At 69.1% G+C, this 21,325-nt stretch carries 21 protein-coding genes; 13 read left to right on the top strand and 8 right to left on the bottom strand.

What is annotated here, in order from left to right:
* Positions 1-33: 33 nt before the first annotated feature.
* Positions 34-1,152: a M24 family metallopeptidase gene (locus tag CWS39_RS22210; protein WP_102145069.1), complete on the top strand. Its 1,119-nt coding sequence runs from the start codon at positions 34-36 to the stop codon at positions 1,150-1,152.
* Here the strand turns inward: CWS39_RS22210 and CWS39_RS22215 are convergent.
* A complete protein-coding gene (locus CWS39_RS22215) occupies positions 1,149-1,562 on the bottom strand; it encodes a F420-dependent biliverdin reductase (RefSeq protein WP_102145070.1) in 414 nt (137 codons plus the stop codon). The two genes, CWS39_RS22210 and CWS39_RS22215, sit on opposite strands and share 4 nt — an antisense overlap.
* Positions 1,563-1,597: 35 nt before the next feature.
* On the opposite strand from CWS39_RS22215, the gene dprE2 reads away from it, so the two are divergent.
* The 4 genes from dprE2 to CWS39_RS22235 are packed head-to-tail and all read left to right on the top strand — an operon-like array spanning position 1,598 to position 5,029.
* Positions 1,598-2,347, top strand: a complete 750-nt coding sequence (gene dprE2 / locus CWS39_RS22220; RefSeq protein ID WP_102145071.1) for a decaprenylphospho-beta-D-erythro-pentofuranosid-2-ulose 2-reductase — start codon at positions 1,598-1,600, stop codon at positions 2,345-2,347.
* Positions 2,344-3,531, top strand: coding sequence for a precorrin-6y C5,15-methyltransferase (decarboxylating) subunit CbiE (cbiE, locus tag CWS39_RS22225; protein WP_102145072.1), 1,188 nt, complete (start codon positions 2,344-2,346; stop codon positions 3,529-3,531). The genes dprE2 and cbiE overlap by 4 nt, the downstream gene beginning before the upstream one ends.
* A complete protein-coding gene (cobM, locus tag CWS39_RS22230; protein WP_102145073.1) occupies positions 3,528-4,283 on the top strand; it encodes a precorrin-4 C(11)-methyltransferase in 756 nt (251 codons plus the stop codon). Before cbiE ends, cobM begins: the two co-directional genes overlap by 4 nt.
* A complete protein-coding gene (locus CWS39_RS22235) occupies positions 4,283-5,029 on the top strand; it encodes a cobalt-precorrin-6A reductase (RefSeq protein WP_102145074.1) in 747 nt (248 codons plus the stop codon). Before cobM ends, CWS39_RS22235 begins: the two co-directional genes overlap by 1 nt.
* Here the strand turns inward: CWS39_RS22235 and CWS39_RS22240 are convergent.
* From CWS39_RS22240 to cobG, 5 genes are all read right to left on the bottom strand, one after another.
* On the bottom strand, positions 4,992-6,041 hold the full coding sequence (locus CWS39_RS22240; protein WP_102145075.1) for a phosphotransferase family protein: 1,050 nt from the start codon (positions 6,039-6,041) through the stop codon (positions 4,992-4,994). The two genes, CWS39_RS22235 and CWS39_RS22240, sit on opposite strands and share 38 nt — an antisense overlap.
* Complete coding sequence (locus CWS39_RS22245) at positions 6,038-6,655, bottom strand: TetR/AcrR family transcriptional regulator (protein ID WP_102145113.1); 618 nt, start codon at positions 6,653-6,655, stop codon at positions 6,038-6,040. Before CWS39_RS22245 ends, CWS39_RS22240 begins: the two co-directional genes overlap by 4 nt.
* 66 nt (positions 6,656-6,721) lie before the next feature.
* Positions 6,722-8,188: a precorrin-2 C(20)-methyltransferase gene (locus tag CWS39_RS22250; protein WP_102145076.1), complete on the bottom strand. Its 1,467-nt coding sequence runs from the start codon at positions 8,186-8,188 to the stop codon at positions 6,722-6,724.
* Positions 8,185-8,811: a precorrin-8X methylmutase gene (locus CWS39_RS22255; RefSeq protein ID WP_102145077.1), complete on the bottom strand. Its 627-nt coding sequence runs from the start codon at positions 8,809-8,811 to the stop codon at positions 8,185-8,187. The genes CWS39_RS22250 and CWS39_RS22255 overlap by 4 nt, the downstream gene beginning before the upstream one ends.
* A 9-nt stretch (positions 8,812-8,820) precedes the next feature.
* Positions 8,821-9,942 (bottom strand): precorrin-3B synthase, encoded by a 1,122-nt coding sequence (cobG, locus tag CWS39_RS22260; protein WP_102145078.1) that lies wholly within the window; start codon positions 9,940-9,942, stop codon positions 8,821-8,823.
* A gap of 224 nt (positions 9,943-10,166) precedes the next feature.
* On the opposite strand from cobG, the gene CWS39_RS22265 reads away from it, so the two are divergent.
* The 7 genes from CWS39_RS22265 (at position 10,167) to CWS39_RS22295 (ending at position 16,178) form a co-directional block, all read left to right on the top strand.
* Positions 10,167-10,460, top strand: a complete 294-nt coding sequence (locus CWS39_RS22265) for a hypothetical protein (RefSeq protein WP_102145079.1) — start codon at positions 10,167-10,169, stop codon at positions 10,458-10,460.
* Positions 10,461-10,476: 16 nt separating this feature from the next.
* Complete coding sequence (locus CWS39_RS22270; RefSeq protein ID WP_431306169.1) at positions 10,477-11,940, top strand: flavin-containing monooxygenase; 1,464 nt, start codon at positions 10,477-10,479, stop codon at positions 11,938-11,940.
* 150 nt (positions 11,941-12,090) lie between these two features.
* Complete coding sequence (locus CWS39_RS22275; protein WP_102145081.1) at positions 12,091-13,041, top strand: DUF4129 domain-containing protein; 951 nt, start codon at positions 12,091-12,093, stop codon at positions 13,039-13,041.
* The gene (locus tag CWS39_RS22280) at positions 13,038-13,523 is read left to right on the top strand and encodes a hypothetical protein (protein ID WP_102145082.1); all 486 of its coding nucleotides are present in this window, start codon (positions 13,038-13,040) and stop codon (positions 13,521-13,523) included. Before CWS39_RS22275 ends, CWS39_RS22280 begins: the two co-directional genes overlap by 4 nt.
* A gap of 2 nt (positions 13,524-13,525) precedes the next feature.
* Complete coding sequence (locus CWS39_RS22285; protein ID WP_102145083.1) at positions 13,526-14,488, top strand: AAA family ATPase; 963 nt, start codon at positions 13,526-13,528, stop codon at positions 14,486-14,488.
* Positions 14,485-15,747 carry a DUF58 domain-containing protein gene (locus tag CWS39_RS22290; RefSeq protein WP_102145084.1) on the top strand — a complete coding sequence of 421 codons (1,263 nt, stop codon included), beginning with the start codon at positions 14,485-14,487 and terminating at the stop codon, positions 15,745-15,747. Before CWS39_RS22285 ends, CWS39_RS22290 begins: the two co-directional genes overlap by 4 nt.
* Positions 15,744-16,178, top strand: coding sequence for a hypothetical protein (locus CWS39_RS22295; RefSeq protein WP_102145085.1), 435 nt, complete (start codon positions 15,744-15,746; stop codon positions 16,176-16,178). Before CWS39_RS22290 ends, CWS39_RS22295 begins: the two co-directional genes overlap by 4 nt.
* Before the next feature lie 239 nt (positions 16,179-16,417).
* On the opposite strand, the gene CWS39_RS22300 is transcribed toward CWS39_RS22295, so the two are convergent.
* Together CWS39_RS22300 and CWS39_RS22305 are read right to left on the bottom strand one after the other, a co-directional pair.
* Positions 16,418-16,822, bottom strand: a complete 405-nt coding sequence (locus CWS39_RS22300; protein WP_199178254.1) for a VOC family protein — start codon at positions 16,820-16,822, stop codon at positions 16,418-16,420.
* A gap of 10 nt (positions 16,823-16,832) precedes the next feature.
* Positions 16,833-17,657: an AraC family transcriptional regulator gene (locus CWS39_RS22305; RefSeq protein WP_142386908.1), complete on the bottom strand. Its 825-nt coding sequence runs from the start codon at positions 17,655-17,657 to the stop codon at positions 16,833-16,835.
* Between the two features lie 51 nt (positions 17,658-17,708).
* On the opposite strand from CWS39_RS22305, the gene cobN reads away from it, so the two are divergent.
* Positions 17,709-21,275, top strand: a complete 3,567-nt coding sequence (cobN, locus tag CWS39_RS22310) for a cobaltochelatase subunit CobN (RefSeq protein WP_102145115.1) — start codon at positions 17,709-17,711, stop codon at positions 21,273-21,275.
* The last annotated feature ends 50 nt before the right edge of the window (positions 21,276-21,325 follow it).

Genomic DNA, 21,325 nt, shown 5'->3' on the forward strand with positions numbered 1-21,325 from the left:
TCTGCCTTGCCGACACCGCGCCCCTGACTACCAATGAGTCCCAGCCGATTCAGCACCGATGTCTATGCCCGGCGGTTGCAGGCGGCCGCAACGGCCACCGCGCAGGCCGGGCTGGCCGGGTTGGTGATCACACCCGGATACGACCTGCGCTACCTGGTCGGGTCGCGAGCGCAGACCTTCGAACGGCTGACCGCGCTGGTGCTGCCCGCAGAAGGTGATCCGGCCATCGTCGTGCCACGGCTGGAGTTGGCGTCGCTGAAAGAGTCGGCGATCACCGAACTGGGTGTGGCCGTGCGGGATTGGGTGGACGGTGACGACCCGTACCGGTTGGTGGCCGCTGCGCTGGGCGGCGGGGTGAACAAGACCGCGGTGACCGACTCCATGCCCGCGTTGCACCTGCTGCCCTTGGCCGATGTGCTCGGGGCGGTCCCGGTGCTGGCCACCGACGTGCTGCGGCGGCTGCGCATGATCAAGGACGCCGCCGAGATCGACGCTTTGCGCAAGGCGGGCGAGGCGATCGACCGGGTGCATCAGCGGGTGCCGGAGTTCCTGGTGCCGGGTCGCACCGAGGCCGATGTCGCCGCCGACATCGCCGAAGCAATTGTCGCCGAAGGGCATTCGGAGGTCGCGTTCATCATCGTCGGCTCTGGCCCGCACGGCGCCGACCCGCATCATGAGTGCTCCGACCGCGAGCTGCGCGCCGGCGACATCGTCGTGGTGGACATCGGCGGGGCCTATGAGCCTGGCTACCACTCCGATTCGACGCGCACGTACAGCATCGGCGAGCCGGACCTACAGGTGGCGCACCGCTACTCGGTGCTGCAGCGGGCGCAACGGGCCGCGGTCGAGGCGGTGCGCCCGGGCGTCACAGCCGCGCAGGTGGACGCCGCCGCGCGCGACGTGCTGGCCGCCGAGGGGCTGGCCGACGCGTTCGTGCATCGCACCGGACACGGCATCGGGCTGTCGGTGCACGAGGAGCCCTACATCGTCGCGGGCAACGATCTGCCGCTCGAGGAAGGGATGGCGTTCAGCATCGAGCCGGGGATCTACTTTCCGGGTCGGTGGGGTGCCCGCATCGAGGACATCGTCATCGTGACCGCCGACGGCGCATTGCCCGTCAACAACCGCCCGCACGAGCTGATGGTGGTCTAATCCTCGCCGCGGTCCAGCAGATCCGACGACCCGAGCACCCGCTCGACGCGCACCTCGATCACCACGCGGCGGGGATTCACCCGCGGCGTGCGGTAGCGCTGGGCGTAGCGCAGCTCGGCGTCACGGACCGCGTCGGCATCGGTGTCCACCGTCGCCTTGCCTTCCAGCGACAACCAGCGCGCGCCGTCGACCTGGCTCAGCACCGCGATCCCGCGTTCCTGCGCGTTCACCGCCTTCTGCGAACCCCCGGTGGTGATCACCCGCGCGATGTGGGTCTTCGGATCGAACGTGAATCCGACGGCCACCACATGCGGAGAGCCGTCGCCGCGCAGGGTGGTGAGCATGGCCAGATGCCGCTCGGTCAGAAACGCCAACGCATCGTTGGTGAGCCGGGTGGTTGCCTTCGCCATCAGTGCACACGGTAGCGCAGTGAATAATCGCAGCCGTGAAGGACACGGACGGCGGGCTCGTCGTGATTTTCGGCGGCCGCAGCGAAATCGGCACCGAGCTCGCCACGCGCCTGGCTCCCGGTGCGACGGTGCTGCTCGCGGCCCGCGGCGCCGATCGGCTCGACGAGCAGGTCGCCGCAGTCCGCGCGGCCGGGGCCGCCGCCGTGCATACCTATGAGTTCGACGCCGACGACCTCGCCTCGCACGGCCCGCTGGTCGAGTCGATCGTCGCCGAGCACGGGCCGATCAGCACCGCGGTGCTGGCGTTCGGCATCCTCGGCGATCAGGCCCGCGCCGAAACCGATCCGGCCCACGCCGTGGCGATCGTGCACACCGACTACGTCGCGCAGGTCAGCCTGCTGACCGTGCTGGCGTCCACCATGCGCACGGCCGGCCGCGGCGCGATCGTGGTCTTCTCGTCGATCGCGGGGGCGCGGGTCCGTCGCGCCAACTACGTGTACGGCTCGGCCAAGGCCGGGCTGGACGGCTTCGCCAGCGGGCTGGCCGACGCGCTGCACGGCTCGGGTGTGCGGCTGCTCATCGTGCGACCCGGATTCGTCATCGGCCGGATGACGCAAGGTATGGCGCCTGCGCCCATGTCGATCACGCCGGCGCGGGTGGCCGAGGCCACGGCTCGGGCGCTGGCTCGCCAGCGACGCAGCGTGTGGGTGCCGCGGCGGCTGGGGGCGGTCGCGTTCGCGGCACGGTTGATGCCACAGTTCGTCTGGCGCAGGATGCCGCGATGAGCCCGCGCATCGTGGTGGTCGGGATCGGGGCCGACGGCATGGCGGGGCTGGCGCAGACGTCGCGAGACGAACTCGTCTCTGCCACAACCGTTTACGGATCGAAGCGCCAACTCGACCTGCTCGACGACACCGTCACCGCGCAGCGTGTCGAGTTCCCGTCACCGATGCTGCCCGACCTCGAGATCGCGCTGCGTCAGGCGACCGGCACCGTGCACGTCGTCGCGTCGGGCGATCCGATGATGCACGGCATCGGCGCCACGTTGGTGCGGCTGTTCGGTGCCGCCGCCGTGACGGTGCTGCCGCACGTGTCGTGTGTGACGCTGGCGTGCGCGCGGCTGGGGTGGTCCGTGCCGGACACCGAGGTGATCAGCGTGGTGACCCGCGCCCCGCATCTCGCCGTACGCCGCGGTGGTCGAGCAATCGTGTTGTCCCGCAATAGTTCTACCCCTGCTGAGCTGGCGCGGCTGCTGCTCGAGACCGACCGCGGCGACTCCCGGCTCAGCGTGCTCGAACAGCTGGGCGGGCCTCGTGAGCGCCGCCGCGACGGCATCGCCAGAGACTGGGCGGCCAACCCGCCCGACGACGTCGACGCCCTCAACGTCATCGCGGTCGAGTACCTGCCGGACGACCGGATGCTGCAGACGCTGCCCGACGACGCACTGGCCCACGACGGGCAGCTCACCAAACAGCCGATGCGCGCGGTCACGTTGGCGGCGTTGGCGCCCCGGCCCGGTGCGCTGCTGTGGGACGTCGGGGCCGGCTCGGGCAGCATCGCGGTCGAATGGTGCCGCAGCGGGTCAGGCTGTGCCGCGGTCGCTTTCGAACGTGACGAGCAGCGCCGCGCCAGGATCGCGGCCAACGCAAGGGCTTTCGGTGTGGACATCGACGTGCGCGGATCGGCGCCGGAGTGCTTCGACGGGGCTTCTGTCCCTGATGTGGTTTTCATCGGGGGCGGTGTGACTCAGCCCGACCTCGTCGAGCGATGCTTCGAGCGGTTACCCGCCGGTGGCCGCCTGGTCGCCAATGCCGTCACCGCAGAATCGGAAATGGTGTTGATGCAGTGGAATACGCGGATCACCGGTGAACTGCGGCGCTACCAGCACTACCGCGGCGAACCTTTGGGCGGGTTCACCGGTTGGCGACCGGCGATGCCGGTCACGCAATGGATCGTGGTCAAGCCGTGACCGTCTACTTCATCGGTGCCGGCCCGGGCGCCGCCGATCTGATCACCGTGCGCGGGCAGCGGTTGCTGAGCCGTTGCCCGGTCTGCCTGTATGCCGGCTCGATCATGCCCGACGATCTGCTGGCGCTGTGCCCGCCGGATGCCCGCGTCGTCGACACCGGACCGCTGACGCTGGACCAGATCGTCACCGAAATCGCAGATGCCCACGCCGCCGGCCTGGATGTGGCCCGGCTGCACTCCGGTGACCCGTCGCTCTACAGTGCGCTGGCCGAACAGTGCCGCCGTCTGGACGTCCTCGGCATCGACTACGACATCGTGCCGGGGGTACCGGCATTCGCGGCCGCCGCCGCGGCGCTCGGGCGGGAACTGACCGTTCCCGGTGTCGCGCAGACCGTCACGCTGACCCGGGTGGCGACGCTGTCGACCGCGATGCCACCCGGCGAGGAACTGGAGAAGTTGGCCGCGCCGGGGGCCACGCTGGTGCTGCATCTGGCCGCGGCGCAGGTCGACGCGATCGTGCCGCAGCTGCTCTCCGGCGGGTATCGGCCCGAAACGCCCTGCGCCGTGGTCGCATTCGCCAGCTGGCCGCAACAACAGGTGCTGCGCTGCACGCTCACCGACCTGGCGGAAGAGATGGGTGCCGCCGATATCACCCGCACCGCCGTCATCGTCGTCGGCGAGGTGCTCGCCGCGGAAGGCTTTTCGGACAGCTACCTGTATTCATCGGGGCGACGCCGCGGAAGCCGGCACTGATGCGCGTCCTGCTGCTCGGCGGCACCGGCGAGGCGCGCGCCTTGGCGGCGGCACTGCATCCCGAGGTGGATGTGGTCAGTTCGCTGGCCGGGCGGGTACCCGATCCGGCTCTTCCGGTGGGCGAGGTACGGATCGGCGGATTCGGTGGAGTCGACGGCATGCGGCGATGGTTGCGCGACAACCGCATTGACGCCGTTGTCGATGCCACCCACCCGTTCGCGGCCACCATCACCACGCATGGAGCGCAGATCTGCGCCGAGCTAGGTCTGCCGCACCTGGTGCTGGCCCGTCCGGCCTGGCCGTCCGGGGACGCGATCGTGGTGCGTTCGGATGTGGAGGCCGCCGAAACCGTGGCACGCCACGGGTATTCGCGGGTTTTTCTCACCACCGGTCGATCCGGTGTCAGTGTGTTCAAGGACGTCGACGCCTGGTTCCTGATACGCGCGGTCACCGAGCCCGACAGCGACGCCCTGCCGCCGCGGCACGAACTTTTGCTGTCGCGGGGGCCCTATCACTACGACGGCGAGCTGAACCTGTTGCGCGAGCACAGGATCAACGCGCTGGTCACCAAGAACAGCGGCGGCGAGATGACCCAGCCGAAACTGCAGGCCGCCGCGACGCTGGGCGTGCCGGTGGTGATGGTGGACCGCCCGCCCCTGCCGCCCGGTGTGCACACGGTGCACACGGTCGAGGAGGCCGCCGACTGGGTCAGGCGATCATGTCCAGGGAGCCCAACTCGCGGATAGCCCGGCAGCCTCGGTGAACCATGGTCGCGATCATTTCGTCACCCCGCTCGGTGGACGATGCGAATGCGAAACCCAGAGTGGTGAGCAGCGGAGCCTGCAGGACACCAAGGCGGTAGTCGCGCCAACACGTTTCGGCGTCGTAGTCCGCGACGTACGTGGACAGCGCGCGGTGGTAGTGCCCCACCAGATCCTTCTCGATCGTCGACCGCACTTCCGGGAGCAGGCTGGTGGCGGTGAAGTATGCGAGATCCCGGCCGGCAAGGCCGACCCCGAGCGTCTGCCAGTCCACCACGGTGATTCGGGTGCGATCCGGATCGAACAGCATGTTGTCGAGCCGATAGTCGCCGTGCATCAGTGCGAACCTGTCCGGTTCGGCCATCAGCCACGGCGTCACCATCCCCATTGCGGCGGTGAGGGTTTCGCGGTCTTCGACACTGATGGCCTCACCGAGTTTGTCGACGGTGATCTCCGCTGCCATCCGTGCGACGTCACCAAGCCCCTTCGCCGCGGCTTCGTCACCCGGTTTCGGCATCACGATGCAGGGCAACTGCATCCAGGCCGGATCGCACCAGCTGGGCCCGTGAAGTCCGGCCAGCGCGTCCACCGCCAGCCGGGCCTCGGCCGGACTGCAGCCCGCGATTTGATCGCCCTGCACCGCGGGCGCCATATCGGCCAGCAGCAACGCGAAATCGGCGCCGTCGTCGGAGATCTCGCTGTGAAAGCAGCGCGGTACGGGGATGCGCATCCGATCGGCGACAACGGTGTAGAACTCGACTTCCGAGCGGTATCCGAGTGCCACTCGCTCGCGCACGGCGTCGTCCTGCGCGGGCAGTTTGAGCGCGAATGTGGCAGGCAGGTCTGCTGAATCGTCCGCGTAGGTCACCGATACGCGATACGTCGCTCCGGTCTGCCCGGTGCCGATCGGTTGCACGGTGACCTCTCGGATGTCGCGATCCAGCACCGACCCCAGCCACTGCGGCGTCACATCGGCGGGCCGGCGCGGGATACTCATGCCGTCGCCCCGTAGATCGTTCCCATCCACACCGCCTCCGCACCTTCCAGCAGCTGATCGCGGTCCAGTGGTCCACCGAGGATGAACCGCTCCAGCAGTCGATCGTTGAATTCCAGTAGCAGGCTTGCGAGTACATCCGGATGCGGTCCATCCGGTGCGCGCCCGCTGGCGCGTTCGGCGGCGATCACAGCCGACACCGCCGGGACGAAGGACTCTCGCGCGTTGTCCCACATGTCTCGCACCGCACTGCTGGCGCCGCGCGCCTCGAGCATGGCTTGGAACAGGTAGCGATGCTGCTCGCCGGTCCGCAGCACCGCCTCGAGCGTGTCACGGATCCGCTTGCGCGGTGGCTCGCCGGTGTCGGCCAGAATCTCGTTGGCCGCGAACACCGCGTCGTGCATGGGTTCGAGCAGGGCGGCCACCGCGGCGGCCTTGTTCTCGAAATAGAAGTAGAAGGCCGACCGTCCGACGCCGGCCTGTCGCGCCACCTCGGCGATGTTCAGCGCGTCGAATCCCGTATTCCTCAGATGCTCGTTGAGCGCCTCGAGGATGGCGGTGCGGCGCTGGTCGCTGCGCTGGGGTTGGCGACGGTCGGTGGGGGATCGAACCGGCATTGCCTGCGCCACGCGACCTCCGCTCGAGCTGACAGCTGTCAACGCTCATCGACAGCAGTCAGAAGGCTACCCCGGGTAGCGCCGCGGCGTGAAGACTCGGTCCGTCGAGTCCGCGGAGTACCACTGCGTCTGCGATGACCCGATGATGAGCAGGCACCGCATGTCGACCTCGCCGGGTTCCAGGTCGGCCAGCCGCACCACCTTGACCTGTTCACGCGGGCCCGACACGTCACGGCCGATCACCACCGGAGTGCCCGGGTCCCGATGCTCGAGCAGCAGATCGCGCATCGCGCCGACCTGCCATGTCCGCGTCTTCGATGCGGGGTTGTAGATCGCCAGCACCAGATCGGCCTGTGCCGCGGCGGTCAGCCGTTTCGCGATGACGTCCCACGGCTTGAGCCGGTCGGACAGCGAGATCACCGCGTAGTCGTGGCCGAGCGGCGCGCCGACCCGGCTGGCGACGGCCTGGGCCGCCGTCATTGCGGGGATCACCCGCACCGCCACGCCGGGCCACTGCTTGGCCTCCTCGAGCACGGCGGTGGCCATCGCGAACACGCCGGGGTCGCCCGAGGACACCACCGCGACTGCGCGGCCCTGTTCGGCCAGCGTGCAGGCCAGCCGGGCGCGGGCGGGTTCGTCGGTGTTGTCGCTGGGATGACGGCGCTGCCCGTCCCGGACGCCGATGCGGTCCAGGTAGGGCCCGTAACCGATCAGGTCGGTGGCCGCGGCCAGCTCGCGGCGGCTCTGCGGCGTCATCCAGTCGGTGTCGCCCGGCCCCAGCCCCACGACCGCGACGCTGCCGGCGGGCGCTGCGGCGCGCCGGGTGCCGGGGATCATCGCCAGCGAGAAGTACGGCACCTTCGCGTCGTCGACGTCGCCGGCCGCCAGCACCCGTTGCTGCGGGGTGCTGGCCCGTTCCACATAGAACGCCTCATCCAGCCGACCGGTCGACGAAAGCGCTTCCCGCACAGCGGGATACGAGCGCCCCAGCTTGAGCACCACGGCGGCGTCGGTGTCGGCGAGCCGGCGCTTGAGCTCGTCGACGGGCAAGGTTCCCGGCAGGATGGTCAGCACTTCGTCGCCCTGCACCAGCGGGGTGCCGGTGGCCGCCGAGGCCGCGCTCACCGACGTCACACCGGGCACGGTGACGGCGTTGAAGCGTTCCGTCAGCCGGGTGTGCATATGCATATACGAGCTGTAGAACAGTGGGTCGCCCTCGGCCAGCAGCGCGACGTCGCGACCCGCCTCGAGGTGGGCGGCGATGCGCTCGGCCGACTCGCGGTAGAAGTCCTCGATGGCGCCTGCGTACCCGCGGGGATGGTCGGTGGTCTCGGTGGTCACCGGATACACCAGGTGCTCTTCGATCTGCCCGGGCCGCAAGTACGGTTCGGCGATGCTGCGTGCGATGCTGCGGCCGTGCCGGGCGCTGTGGTAGGCGACCACGTCGGCCTCGCCGATCACCCGGGCGGCCTTGACGGTGACCAGTTCGGGATCACCGGGCCCGAGCCCGACACCGTAGAGCGTGCCCCTCATTCGGCCGCGCTCGCGATCGCATTGACCGCGGCCGCCGCCATCGCGCTGCCGCCGCGCCGGCCCGTCACCACCAGGTAGCTCATGCCTCGCGGCCGGTCGATCAGTTCCTGTTTGGACTGCGCGGAGCCCACGAACCCGACGGGGCCGCCGAGCACCGCGGCGGGCGCGGGCACGCCGTCGTCGACAAGCTCCAGCAGCCGGAACAACGCGGTGGGTGCGTTGCCGATGGCCAGCACCGCACCGCCCAGCCGGTCGGCCCACAGTTCGACAGCGGCCGCGGACCGCGTCGTCTCGCGACGGGCGGCCAGTTCGGGCGCGCGCTCGTCGGCAACCAGCGACACCACCTCGTTTGCGGCGGGCAGCCGTGAGCGGGTGATGCCCGCGGCGACCATCGACGAGTCACACAGCACGGGTGCTCCGGCGGCCAGGGCGGCGTGGGTCTTGGCGACGACGTCCTCGCTGTAGGCGACGTATTCGGCGACGTCGACCTGCCCGCAGGTGTGGATCAGCCGCACCACCACGCGAGCGACGTCGGCGGGGAAGCGTGACAGATCCGCCTCGGCGCGGATCGTCGCAAACGACTGCCGATAGATCTCGGCGGCGTCGCGCACGTAGTCCAGCACGCGATAACCCTACGGCGTGCGCAGCCGGTAACCGTCGCCGGTCGCGATCAGCACCTGGGCGCCGCGCGGGCTGCCGCAGGCCCGTTCGCACCCGACGAAATGCCGGTGCGCAGCGGCCGGTGTCGTTACCGCGCGGGCGGCGTCGGCCCGCACGTCGGCCATCGAATGCTCGCAGCCGGGACTGCCGGTGCACGCGCTGATGCCCAGCCACGGCGAGGTCTCGTCGAACACCAAGCCCATCGGCGCCAGCACCCGCAGCGCGGCGTCGGCGACGCCCTCGGCGAGGTCGCACACCAGCACCGAACGCCAGGGCGTGATCACCATCGGCGCCTCGATCGCCGCGAGGTACTCCGCCACGCGGGCCGGCAACAGCCCGAGCGGCATGGCGGCGCCCAGCGCCACCCGTCCGTCGGCCTGCGGTATCCAGCCGACGGGTGGGTGGGTAACAGGCGGCCACGTCGACCCGGCATCTGCTGTGCGTGCCAGGCCTGTCAGCAACGGGCCGGTGTCGGTGAGTTCGGCTATCCGCCAAGCTTTTCCGCGGATGGCGGCGAACCGCGCCGCGACGGACGTCATGGCTGCCACCACGTCGGCTGGCTGCAGGCGGACGCCGGTGTCGCGGCCGGCGAGCAGCAGGGCGACCGTGTCGTCGTCGAGCACGTGAACGCCGACGTCGGCAGCCAGGCCGGAGACGTCGCCGCGGCCGTCGTCGATGCCGAACCAGAACCGGCCGGGCAGTTGGGCGAGCGCCGGCCCGGCTTGGATCGCGGCGTCGAGGCGATGCACCCAGTCGCGGATGTCGGCGACGCCACCGGCGCGGCCCGACAGCGGCGACGCCACGATGTTGCGGACACGTTCGTGCGTCGCGGACGGCAGCAGACCGGCAGCGGCGATGGCGTCGGCGACGGCACTCGCGGCCTCGTCACCGCCGATGCCCCGGATCTGCACATTGGCTCGGGATGTCAATTCCATTGTGCCGGAACCGAATTCGGCTGCTACGCGGGCGAGGGCCCCGAGCTGATCCGCGGTGAGGACCCCTCCGGGGAGCCGAATCCTGGCGAGCGCGCCATCAGCGGCCCGGTGCACGGTGAGCGCGCCGGGGCAGGCGTCGTGGTCTCGGGTACGGGTCATCGGTCCGTCGGCAAGTCTAGGGCCGACAGGCATGGCGTCGCCCGGCGGCACTCAGGTGCTTGTTTGCCAGATCTGCACTTCTGCGGGCTGACTTGGTCGTCAAAAGGTGTGCGTGTTAGCCACAGAAACAGGTAGTGCACTACGCGTGAGATAGCCGGTGGCCGGCCGTAACTTCTCCCCATGGCGGTCCCAGGTTAGCCGGGGCCGGACAGAGGAGAGTTGATATGACCGAACTGATTTCGGCATCGACAGCCCAGAAAGCGGCGCTCACGCCCGCCACGACGTCGACACCGGTGGTCATCACCGAGCAGCAGGTGCGCTTTGCCACCGCGGCGGCCATTCCGTTGCCACGCAAGACCGTTACCCGGCGCCTGTCCGACGCGCTCACCGCGGTCGCGCAGTCCGTGCACGACGTGTTCGTGACGCCGACGGCGGATAAGCCGATTCGCCACGATAAGCCGTCACGGCTGGCCTATCTTGAGCATTCAGCGATGTCACGGGAGATGGGTCGGCTCTGAGCGTTCGGAGGTGCCGGTGACTGCACAGCGGAGGCAACTGCAGATCGCCGTCATCGGCGCCGGGATGTCCGGGCTGTGCATGGCGGCCAAGCTGCAGGACGCCGGCATCGAAAACTACACCGTATTCGAGCAGGCCGATGATGTCGGCGGCACCTGGCGGGACAACACCTATCCGGGGCTGACCTGCGACGTGCCGTCGCGCTACTACACGTATTCGTTCCGGCCGAATCCGGAATGGTCGCGGCTGTTGTCGCCCGGCCCGGAGATCCAGGCGTACTTCCGCCGGGTCGCCGAGGACCTCGGCATCAGGCCCCACATCAGGTTCGGCACCGAAGTGCGTGCGGCGCGGTTCGTCGACGGGCGCTGGTTTATCGACACCGGATCCGGCGAGGAGGAGTCGTTCGACGTCCTCATCACAGCGACGGGTGTGCTGCGGCTACCGCGGTATCCCGACATCCCCGGGCTGGAGACGTTCGCCGGGCCGATGTTCCACTCGGCCCGCTGGGATCACTCAGTCTCATTGCCGGACAAGCGAATCGGGCTGATCGGCACCGGCTCGACCGGCGTTCAGATCACCGCAGAGCTGGGCGGAAAGGTCCGCGCGCTCAAGGTCTTTCAGCGCACCGCGCAGTGGATCTTCCCGACGCCCAACCTGCGGTACTCGCCGCTGACGCGGGCCGCGTTGCGGCGGTGGCCGAAACTGAACGAGGTGGGCTACCGCGGCTGGGGGTTCTACATCCGCCAGTTACTCGGCAGGGCCACTGTGCAGCCGTGCTGGCAACGGCGGCTGGTCCAGACGGCATGCCGATGGAATCTGCGGCTTTCGGTGCGCGACGCCGAGTTGCGCCGCAAACTCACCCCGAATTACCAGGCGATGTGTAAGCGCCAAGTGCTGGCCGGGCACTTCTACCCAGCCGTCCAGCGGCCCGGCGTCGAGGTGATCACCGACGCGATCGAGGCGGTTGAACCGCGCGGGGTCGTCACCGCCGACGGCACCCTGCACGAGCTGGACGTGCTGGTGCTGGCAACCGGTTTCGACGCCCGCGCCTACGTGCGGCCGATGCAGATCATCGGGGAGAACGGGCTGACGTTGGAGGAGGCCTGGGCCGACGGCCCGACGGCGTATCGGTCGGTCGCAGTGCCGGGATTCCCGAACCTGTTCATGCTGATGGGCCCGCATTCGCCGATCGGCAATCAGTCGTTGATAACGATCGCCGAGGATCAGGCCGATTACGCGATCTGGTGGATCAACCAGATCCGCGACGGTCGAATCACCGCCGCCGCGCCCACCGAAGCGGCCACCAAGGACTATAACGAGCAGATGAAAGCGGCTATGCCGCAGACTATTTGGGTGACAGGCTGTTCGAGCTGGTATATCGGTCGCGACGGTCTGCCCGAGTTGTTTCCCTGGACTCCGGAACGCCACCGCGAATTGCTGCGCAACCCCGAGCCGGCCCACTTCGACGTCCGCAGCGCCTGAGGAGACGGCCGCGGCCGCGTAGATGGAGGATTCGAGTCAAATGGTGGCTTCAATCCTCCACTTAGCCGCTTGGGCCCGGGGATTCGTGCGAGGATGAAATCAAGCGCGGACGTCGCATCCGCGGCGCGCGGCCGTATCGAGTGGTGTGCGATGCCCAGTATCGACAAGGCGACAGGGCGTGTGGTCGCCGTGGTCGTGCTCTTGGTCGTGGCGGGCATCGCGCTGCGCGGTTACCTGCCGCCGGCCGCCCGCGAGCCCGCCGAGGAAACGACAAGCTCGCCGGGCAGCTCAATCGCGGTGCTGGCGTTGCTGATCGTGTCGTTGTCGATCGTTGTGTTCGCCGCCCTCACATCGCGTCGCACGGCGCCCAGGCCCGCTGCCGTGCACGAGGCACCCGCGTCGCTGCGCCGCGAACTTGGCCGGCCCGGCTGGCGCATCCTGCTGATCGGGCTCGGCGCCCTGCTCGCATGGCTGCTGCTGGTCATGGTGCTGTCCCGGTTCAACGTGCCGTTACCCATGGACGACCCCGAGGCGGCGAGGCCGGCGAGTCCGACGACGCCCCGCGATGCCCCCGCCACGGCGCCGGAAGAGATGCCCGAACCCCCGCCGGAACAGAGCGGGGATGCATTCATCTACCTGGCCGTGGCCACCGTCGTCATGGTGTTGTTGATTGCCGTCGGAGCGGTTCTCGACGCTCGCAGGAAGTGGCTTGCGCGCCCGCACAATACGCCCGTCGACAATCGCTTCCGGGCCGAGCCTGCCAAACCCGCATCCGAATCGCTCGCGCGCGCAGCTGAACTGGGCCTCGCTGAGATCGGCGACCTGAGCAGGGAGCCGCGCGAGGCGATCATCGCGTGTTACGCCGCGATGGAACGCGCACTCGCCAACGCGCCGGGAGCCGTGCCGCAGGACTCCGACACGCCCTCAGAGGTACTGGCCCGCGCCGTCGAACACCATGCGCTGCACGCCGACAGCGCCACCGAATTGGTCGATCTATTCGCCGAGGCCCGGTTCAGCCCGCATGTGATGAACGAGGGACACCGCGACGTCGCGGTGCGTGTCCTCGAGCGAGTTCTCACGGAATTGCGAAGTGTCGCATGAACAAACGCGTGGTTGCGGGGATCCTGCTGGTGGTGGTCGTAGAAGTCTGCGCGATCTTCGCGCCCGACCGTCGGGCGGTGCTGTGGGCGTCCGGCGCCGCGGTGGCGATGCTGCTGCTGGGTGTGCGCTGGTTTCTGAGCAGCGCCGACACCGGCGAGCCGGACGAGCCGAAGTCCAACGACCCCGCAGAGCTGTTACAGCGCTGGGTGTCTCACACCGAAACACTGGTCAGCCGAGCCGAGTCCACCCGCACCGACTGGGATCGGCACCTGCGGCCGCGGCTGGCACGCGAATTCGCGTCGGCGACGGGCCAACGGCAGCACAAGGATCCGGCCGCATTCGACGCCACCGGCCGGATGCTGTTCGGCCCGCAGCTGTGGCAGTGGGTTGATCCGAACAACGTCGCGCGCAAGGGCGGCAACGTCCCCGGACCGGGGCGAGAGGTACTCAACGAGATTCTGCGGCGACTGGAGCTCCTATGACGATGCCGGCCGGGCTGCCGGCCACCACCACCACGGCCCACGCCGAGGCGGTACTCGACGAGATCGAGCGGGTGGTGGTCGGGAAACGCTCCGCGCTCACGCTCATTCTGATCACCCTGCTTGCCCGCGGCCACGTGCTGATCGAGGATCTTCCCGGCCTGGGTAAAACCCTGATCGCGCGGTCGTTCGCCGCGGCGCTCGGGCTGAAATTCACTCGTGTGCAGTTCACGCCGGACCTGCTGCCCGCCGATCTGCTGGGCTCGACCGTCTACGACATGCAGTCGGGTCGTTTCGAGTTCCGGCCCGGGCCGATCTTCACCAATCTACTGATGGCAGACGAGATCAACCGCACCCCACCGAAAACCCAGGCGGCGTTGCTCGAGGCAATGGCCGAGCGCCAGGTGAGCATCGACGGTGAAACCCACCGGCTGCCCGAGCCTTTTGTGGTGCTGGCCACCGACAACCCGATCGAGTACGAGGGCACCTATCCGCTGCCGGAAGCGCAACTGGATCGCTTCGCGATCAGGCTGGAGCTCAACTACCTCTCGGAGCAGGATGAAACGGCGATGCTGCGCCGGCGCCTTGAGCGCGGTTCGGCCGAGCCGGTCGTGCACCAGGTGGTGGACGCGCAGGATTTCCTGGCCATGCGCGAATCGGTCGAACAGGTGACCGTGCACGAGGATGTCCTGCATTACGTGGTGTCGCTGGCGACGGCCACTCGCCACCATCCGCAGGTGGCGGTCGGCGCGAGCCCGCGAGCCGAACTCGACCTGGTTCAACTCGCAAGGGCGCGTGCGCTTTTGCAGGGCCGCGACTACGTCATCCCCGAGGACGTCAAGACGCTGGCGGTCGCGGCGATGGCGCACCGGATCAGCCTGCGGCCCGAGATGTGGGTGCGCAGCATCCACGGTTCGGACGTCATGGCGGAACTGTTGCGCCGCCTGCCGGTTCCGCGAGCGAAATGATCGAGAACAGGTGCGTGCAGGCCGAATTCACCTGGCGGCCATCGCATCTCACGGCGGCGATCGCGACGTGCGCGGCGGCGGCGCTGGCGGCCGGCTTGATCGGATCGCGCTGGCAGCTCGTCATCTTTGCGGCACCGCTGCTCGGTGTGCTGTGTTCGATCGGCTGGCAGCGACCGCCATCGAAAGTCGAGGTACACGGGGAGCCCGCCGCGGTGCGGTGCTTCGAATCCGAGCAGGTGCAACTATGCGTCTGGGCCACCGCCGAGGCCGGCGATGTGGGCCTTGACCTCACGGTCACCGCCGTAGAGGGCATGCAGCTCGACGTTGCCGACGACGGTGCGCGGCTGCGCAAATCGGTGACGGCGTCTGCGCCACGGTGGGGCCGCTACCCGGTCCGGGCCCGCGTCGAGGCGCTGGCCTACGGCGGACTGCTGACCGGGACGGCGACGGTGGATGCCGCCGAGGTGTACGTATTTCCTTTGGCCGCACCGCAATCGACAGCGATACCGCGCACCGAGCTGCCTGATCGGCTCGGCACCCATCTCACTCGTCACATCGGGCCCGGTGTCGAGTACGCCGACGTGCGGTCCTACGTGCCCGGCGACCAACTGCGCACCATCAATTGGCCGGTCAGCGCGCGCCGCGGCCGCCTGCACGTGACCGAGCGGTTGACCGACCGCGGTGCCGACGTCGTGGTGTTGATCGACATCAGCGAACAGCCGCCGGGTCCGGCCACAGCGGCCACCGAGCGCACCGCGCGCGGCGCCGCCCAGGTGGTGCAGAGCGCACTGCGCGCCGGCGACCGTGCCGGCATCGTCGCACTCGGCGGCCGAGCGCCCCGCTGGCTGGGCGTCGACATCGGCCGACGGCAGTTCTACCGGGTGCTGGACGCCGTGCTGGGCGCCGGCAGCGGATTCGAAACCACCACAGGCACATTGGCGCCCCGCGCTGCCGTCCCGCCCGGTGCGGTGGTGATCGCGTTCTCGACATTGCTGTCCACCGAGTTCGCGCTCGCGCTGATCGACCTGTGCCGGCGCGGGCACACCGTGGTCGCTGTCGACGTCCTCGACAGCGCACCTTTCGAGAACCAGCCCGATCCGCTCATCGCGAGGATGTGGGCGCTGCAGCGGTCGGCGATGTACCGCGATATGAGCACGATCGGCGTCGACGTGGTGTCGTGGCGGTCCGACACGCCGTTGGACCAACCGATGCAGTTGGTGCCGGATCGCCGTCGGCGGGTGCGGAGGCGCCGGGCATGACACTCGTGTTCTCGACGGTGTTCGGCCTGCTGATGGTGGCCGCGGTCGCTGCCCCGGCGGACGGGGCCGGGCTGGTGGTGACCGCGTCGGCGGGGATCGCGGTGATCGCCGGCCTGCGGGTTCGGTCAGCGGCCACGCTCGCGGTGTTGCTCACCGTCCTGGCGATCGCGATATCGGACCCATCGCCGCTGCTGGTCGCGGTGTCCGGGCTGTCGGCCGCGGCATACATCCTGGTGCGCCACGCCGTCGGCGCCTCGGCGGTCGACACCACGACGTGGCCGAGTGTGGTTGGCGCCGTTGGCTTCACCACCGTGACGCTGATCGTCGCGGCGGTGCCCGTGCAGCTGCCGTGGCTGCCGTTGGCGGCACCACTCGCGGCGGTTGCGATCTACCTGCTGGCGCTGCGGCCGTACCTGACCAGTCGGATGTGACCGCGGTCACAGGATCCGGGCAGTGTTCCGTCACGCACAAGTTGTTCGCGCGGGGCACATTCGGTCGTACATTGCGATTGTTGCACGTATGTACAACAGCCGGGCATCACGAAAGGAAACGACGATGTTCGCACTGATCGCACTGACCCTGGCGCTGCTGCTCATCGCAGCGGTGGCCCCGTCCTATCCGGCCAGCTGGTACGGCAATTGGGGGCCCCACACCCGGTAGGCCACGCGCCTCAGCCCAGGCTGGGTCGGTACGTCCCGAAACTCCACACGTTGCCGTGCGGATCGCGGACCGCGAAGTCGCGTGAGCCGTAATCCTGGTCGGTCAGCCCCATCACGATGTCGGCGCCGGCCGAGACCGCGCGGTCGTGCAGCGCATCGGGATCGTCGACCACCACGTACAGCAGCACCGGGTCGGGCATGTTGAAGGGGCTGCCGCCGTCGCGTTCGGCGTCGTTGATCATCACCAGCCCGGTGCCGACCTTCACCTCGGCATGCTCCAGCGGCAGCTCCGGATCCGGCGGGTGCACGGCGGTCGCCACCGCACCGAAAGTCCGCTCGAGCCAAGCGATCCCTTCGCGCGGGTTCTTGTAGGGGACGATCGGAAACGCCCCGTTGATAGTCATCGTCTCGGTCATACGCCCGATGCTAGGCGGGGAGCATGGCCTCGTCTTGGACGAAATTTACGCCGGCCGCCCGCAGTTCGGTGGGGGTGAGGCCGGCGAGGTCGCGCACTTCCCGCGCCAGGTGCGCCTGGTCGAAATAGCCGCATTCCGTGGCCGCGCCAGCCCAGTCGAGCGCCGCGCCGTCGGCCAGCATCGCCGTCAGCCGCTCGAAGCGGGCGATCCGCGCGACCCGCTTCGGCGGTAGTCCCACCACATCGCGGAAACGCGCGATCAGCTTGCGGTGACTCCACCCGAGTTCGTCGGCCAGATGCGCGATCGGTGTCGTGCCACCGCTGTCCACCACCTGCCGAATCGACCACGCAATGTCGGGCTCGACGATCGGTGCCTGCGCGAGACGGCTCTGGATCGCCTCGTCGATGAGCGAGAAGCGCGTCGGCCAATCGGGTGCCTCGCCGACTCGCTGCACGAACTGCACCGCCGTCCGGCCGAGCACGTCCTCCAAGGGCACCGACAGATTGGCCAACTCGTTCATCGGGACGCCGAGCAGCCGCCGCGCCCCGAGCACGGTCAAGTCGATCTGCAGACAGCGCGCCGACCCGCCGTGCCCGACGAGGACCGGCCCGTCGGTCAGCCCCGCGACAAACGAATCGAGCCTGATCTGCGACTGCGGCCGGCGGCCGTCGGCGACCGTCCAGCCCGCGTCCAGGTCGATGATCACCGGCACAAAGGTGCCGGGCAATTCGCGGATGACGACGGGTCCGGGCGTCTTTTGGGCGAATCCCTCGTAGCGCAGCACCACGCCGCGCAGGGACGGGTGCGGCGAGCCGGTCACGAACGTGGCGCCCACAGTGACCACGCTAGTCCGTCCGCCGCATCGCGCGTGCGGTACGAATGGTGGGTGGCTTCGTCCTCTCGTCCCTCCGTTCTGCTTCTGTCGACATCCGACACCGACCTGATCACCGCGCGCGCCAGCGGGGCGGGCTATCGGTGGGCGAACCCGTCGCGACTGGTTCCCGGCGAGCTCGACGAGCTGCTGGACGGCGCCGACGTCGCCGTGGTCCGCATCCTCGGCGGCTACCGCGCCTGGCAGGACGGCATCGACACCGTCGTCGCGCGCGGCGTGCCGGCCGTGGTGGTCAGCGGCGAGCTCACGCCCGACGCCGAGCTGATGGGGCATTCCACGACGCCGGCCGGGGTGGCCCTGCAGACGCATATCTATCTGGCGCAGGGGGGCGTCGAGAATCTGCGGAACCTGTACGCGTTTCTGTCCGACACCCTGCTGATGACGGGGTTCGGGTTCGCGCCGCCGGTGTCCACGCCGAGCTGGGGTGTCTTGGACCGCGCGGCGGCCGACGTCGACGGTCCGACGATCGCGGTGCTGTACTACCGGGCCCAGCAGCTGGCCGGCAACACCGGCTACGTGGAGGGGTTGTGCAGGGCGATCGAGGATGCCGGCGGGCGGCCGCTGCCGGTGTTCTGCGCGTCGCTGCGCACCGCCGAACCCGCGATGCTCAAGCTGCTCGAGTCCGCCGACGCGATGGTGACCACCGTGCTCGCCGCGGGCGGCGCGGTCCCGTCCACGGCGACGGCGGGCGGCAGCGACGACACCTGGAACGTCGCGCATCTGGCCGCTTTGGACATCCCGATCCTGCAGGGCCTGTGCCTGACGAGCTCGCGTTCCCAGTGGGTGGACAACGACGATGGGCTCTCACCGCTCGACGTGGCCAGCCAGGTGGCGGTGCCGGAGTTCGACGGCCGCATCATCACGGTTCCGTTCTCGTTCAAGGAGATTGACTCCGAAGGCCTGATCTCGTATGTGCCCGATGCGGAGCGCTGTGCCCGCGTCGCCGGGCTCGCGGTGCGCCACGCCCGCCTGCGGGCGGTGCCCGCCGCCGAAAAACGGGTCGCCGTGGTGTTTTCCGCGTATCCGACCAAACACGCCCGCATCGGCAACGCCGTCGGCTTGGACACGCCGGCCAGCGCCGTCGCGCTGCTGCGTGCGATGCGCGACGCGGGTTATGCGATCGGTGACATACCGGGAGTGGACGCGGGTGACGGTGACGCGCTGGTGCACGCGCTGATCGAACGGGGCGGGCAGGACCCCGACTGGCTGACCGACGGGCAGCTCGCGGGCAATCCGATTCGGGTGTCCGCCGCGGAGTATCGGGCCTGGTTCGCCACGCTGCCGTCGTCGTTGACGGACGCGGTGGTCAAGCACTGGGGTCCGCCGCCGGGCGAGCTTTTCGTGGACGACGGCGACATCGTCATCGCCGCAATACAAGCCGGCAACCTGGTGCTGATGGTGCAGCCGCCGCGGGGCTTCGGCGAGAATCCCGTGGCCATCTACCACGACCCGGACCTACCGCCCAGCCACCACTATCTGGCGGCATATCACTGGCTGCGTAACGGTTTTCGGGCCGACGCGGTGGTCCACCTCGGAAAGCACGGCAACCTCGAATGGCTGCCCGGAAAAACGCTGGGCATGTCGGCGGCCTGCGGCCCCGACGCCGCGCTGGGCGATATACCGCTGATCTACCCGTTTCTAGTCAACGACCCGGGGGAGGGCACGCAAGCCAAACGCCGAGCCCACGCCACGCTCGTCGACCATCTGATTCCGCCGATGGCGCGCGCCGAAACGTACGGCGACATCGCGCGGTTGGAGCAGCTTCTCGACGAGCACGCGAACGTCGCCGCGCTCGATCCCGGCAAGCTGCCGGCGATCCGCCAGCAGATCTGGACGTTGATGCGGGCGGCGAAGATGGATCACGACCTCGGCCTTTCAGAGCGGCCCGACGAAGACTCGTTCGACGACATGCTGCTGCACGTCGACGGATGGCTGTGCGAGATCAAGGATGTGCAGATCCGCGACGGGTTGCACGTGCTGGGCCAAAAGCCCACCGGCGAAGGTGAACTCGATCTGGTGCTGGCCATCCTGCGGGCACGCCAGCTGTTCGGCGGCGAGCAGACGGTGCCCGGGTTGCGCCAAGCCCTCGGTCTGGCCGAGGACGGTCCCGACGAACGCGACGCCGTTGACGCCGCGGAATCCGCTGCGCGCCAATTGGTCGCGGCGCTGCAGGAAACCGGGTGGGATCCCGCTGCGGTGGAGCGGCTCACCGAAAATGCCGACGTGGCGGCCATTCTGCGATTCGCCGCGACCGAAGTGGTGCCGCGGCTGGCGGGCACCTCCTCGGAGATCGACCAGATTCTGCGGGCGCTGGACGGCCGGTTCATCGCGGCGGGCCCGTCCGGGTCGCCGCTGCGGGGGCTGGTCAACGTGTTGCCCACCGGGCGCAACTTCTACTCCGTCGACCCCAAGGCGGTGCCGTCACGGTTGGCCTGGGAAACCGGCGTGGCGATGGCGGACTCGCTGCTGGAGCGCTACCGCGCCGATTACGGTCGCTGGCCGCAGTCGGTCGGGCTGTCGGTGTGGGGGACCTCGGCGATGCGCACCGCCGGCGACGATATCGCCGAAGTTCTTGCGCTGCTGGGTGTTCGGCCGGTCTGGGACGACGCGTCGCGGCGCGTCGTCAACCTGGAGCCCATCTCACTGTCGGAGCTGGGCCGGCCCCGGATCGATGTCACGGTGCGGATCTCCGGGTTCTTCCGCGACGCGTTCCCGCACGTGGTCACCATGCTCGACGATGCGGTGCGCCTCGTCGCGGGACTGGACGAACCCGCCGACGACAACTACGTGCGCGCCCACGCGCAGGCCGATCTGGCCCAGCATGGCGATGAACGACGAGCCACCACAAGGATTTTCGGCTCGAAGCCGGGGACGTACGGGGCGGGGTTGTTGCAGCTGATCGACAGCCGCAACTGGCGGGACGACGCCGATCTGGCGCAGGTGTACACCGCGTGGGGCGGTTTCGCCTACGGCCGCGGGTTGGACGGCGCGCCGGCCGCCGACGATATGAACCGTCAGTACCGCCGAATCGCGGTGGCAGCCAAGAACACCGACACCCGTGAACACGACATCGCCGATTCCGACGACTACTTCCAGTACCACGGCGGCATGGTGGCCACCGTGCGGGCGCTGACCGGTAAGGCGCCGGCGGCCTACATCGGTGACAACACCCGCCCCGATGCGGTGCGCACGCGCACGCTGTCCGAGGAGACCAATCGGGTGTTCCGGGCGCGCGTGGTCAACCCGCGCTGGATGGCGGCGATGCGGCGGCACGGCTACAAGGGCGCCTTCGAAATGGCCGCCACGGTGGACTATCTGTTCGGTTACGACGCGACCGCCGGTGTGATGGCCGATTGGATGTACGAGCGGCTGTCGCAGGAGTACGTCCTCGACGACGAGAACCGCAAGTTCATGGCCGAGTCGAATCCCTGGGCATTGCACGGGATGGCCGAGCGGTTGCTCGAGGCGGCCGGTCGCGGAATGTGGGCGCAACCCGAGACGGCGACGCTGGACGGGCTGCGCCAGGTGCTGCTGGAGACCGAAGGCGAACTCGAGGGTTAGACGCGTTGACTCTGCGCTGAGGGCGTTGGGTACTCGAACTTTTGCGCCAT

Origin of the sequence: Mycobacterium hubeiense (assembly GCF_002838065.1) — a bacterium.
In the GTDB taxonomy this organism is placed as follows: domain Bacteria; phylum Actinomycetota; class Actinomycetes; order Mycobacteriales; family Mycobacteriaceae; genus Mycobacterium; species Mycobacterium hubeiense.

Coding starts and splice junctions, on each gene's coding strand:
- CWS39_RS22210 (WP_102145069.1), top strand. CDS start 34: ATGAGTCCCAGCCGATTCAGCACCGATGTCTATGCCCGGCGGTTGCAG.
- CWS39_RS22215 (WP_102145070.1), bottom strand. CDS start 1,562: ATGGCGAAGGCAACCACCCGGCTCACCAACGATGCGTTGGCGTTTCTG.
- cbiE (WP_102145072.1), top strand. CDS start 2,344: ATGAGCCCGCGCATCGTGGTGGTCGGGATCGGGGCCGACGGCATGGCG.
- CWS39_RS22235 (WP_102145074.1), top strand. CDS start 4,283: ATGCGCGTCCTGCTGCTCGGCGGCACCGGCGAGGCGCGCGCCTTGGCG.
- CWS39_RS22240 (WP_102145075.1), bottom strand. CDS start 6,041: ATGAGTATCCCGCGCCGGCCCGCCGATGTGACGCCGCAGTGGCTGGGG.
- CWS39_RS22245 (WP_102145113.1), bottom strand. CDS start 6,655: ATGCCGGTTCGATCCCCCACCGACCGTCGCCAACCCCAGCGCAGCGAC.
- CWS39_RS22250 (WP_102145076.1), bottom strand. CDS start 8,188: ATGAGGGGCACGCTCTACGGTGTCGGGCTCGGGCCCGGTGATCCCGAA.
- cobG (WP_102145078.1), bottom strand. CDS start 9,942: ATGACCCGTACCCGAGACCACGACGCCTGCCCCGGCGCGCTCACCGTG.
- CWS39_RS22265 (WP_102145079.1), top strand. CDS start 10,167: ATGACCGAACTGATTTCGGCATCGACAGCCCAGAAAGCGGCGCTCACG.
- CWS39_RS22275 (WP_102145081.1), top strand. CDS start 12,091: ATGCCCAGTATCGACAAGGCGACAGGGCGTGTGGTCGCCGTGGTCGTG.
- CWS39_RS22280 (WP_102145082.1), top strand. CDS start 13,038: ATGAACAAACGCGTGGTTGCGGGGATCCTGCTGGTGGTGGTCGTAGAA.
- CWS39_RS22285 (WP_102145083.1), top strand. CDS start 13,526: ATGCCGGCCGGGCTGCCGGCCACCACCACCACGGCCCACGCCGAGGCG.
- CWS39_RS22290 (WP_102145084.1), top strand. CDS start 14,485: ATGATCGAGAACAGGTGCGTGCAGGCCGAATTCACCTGGCGGCCATCG.
- CWS39_RS22295 (WP_102145085.1), top strand. CDS start 15,744: ATGACACTCGTGTTCTCGACGGTGTTCGGCCTGCTGATGGTGGCCGCG.
- CWS39_RS22300 (WP_199178254.1), bottom strand. CDS start 16,822: ATGACCGAGACGATGACTATCAACGGGGCGTTTCCGATCGTCCCCTAC.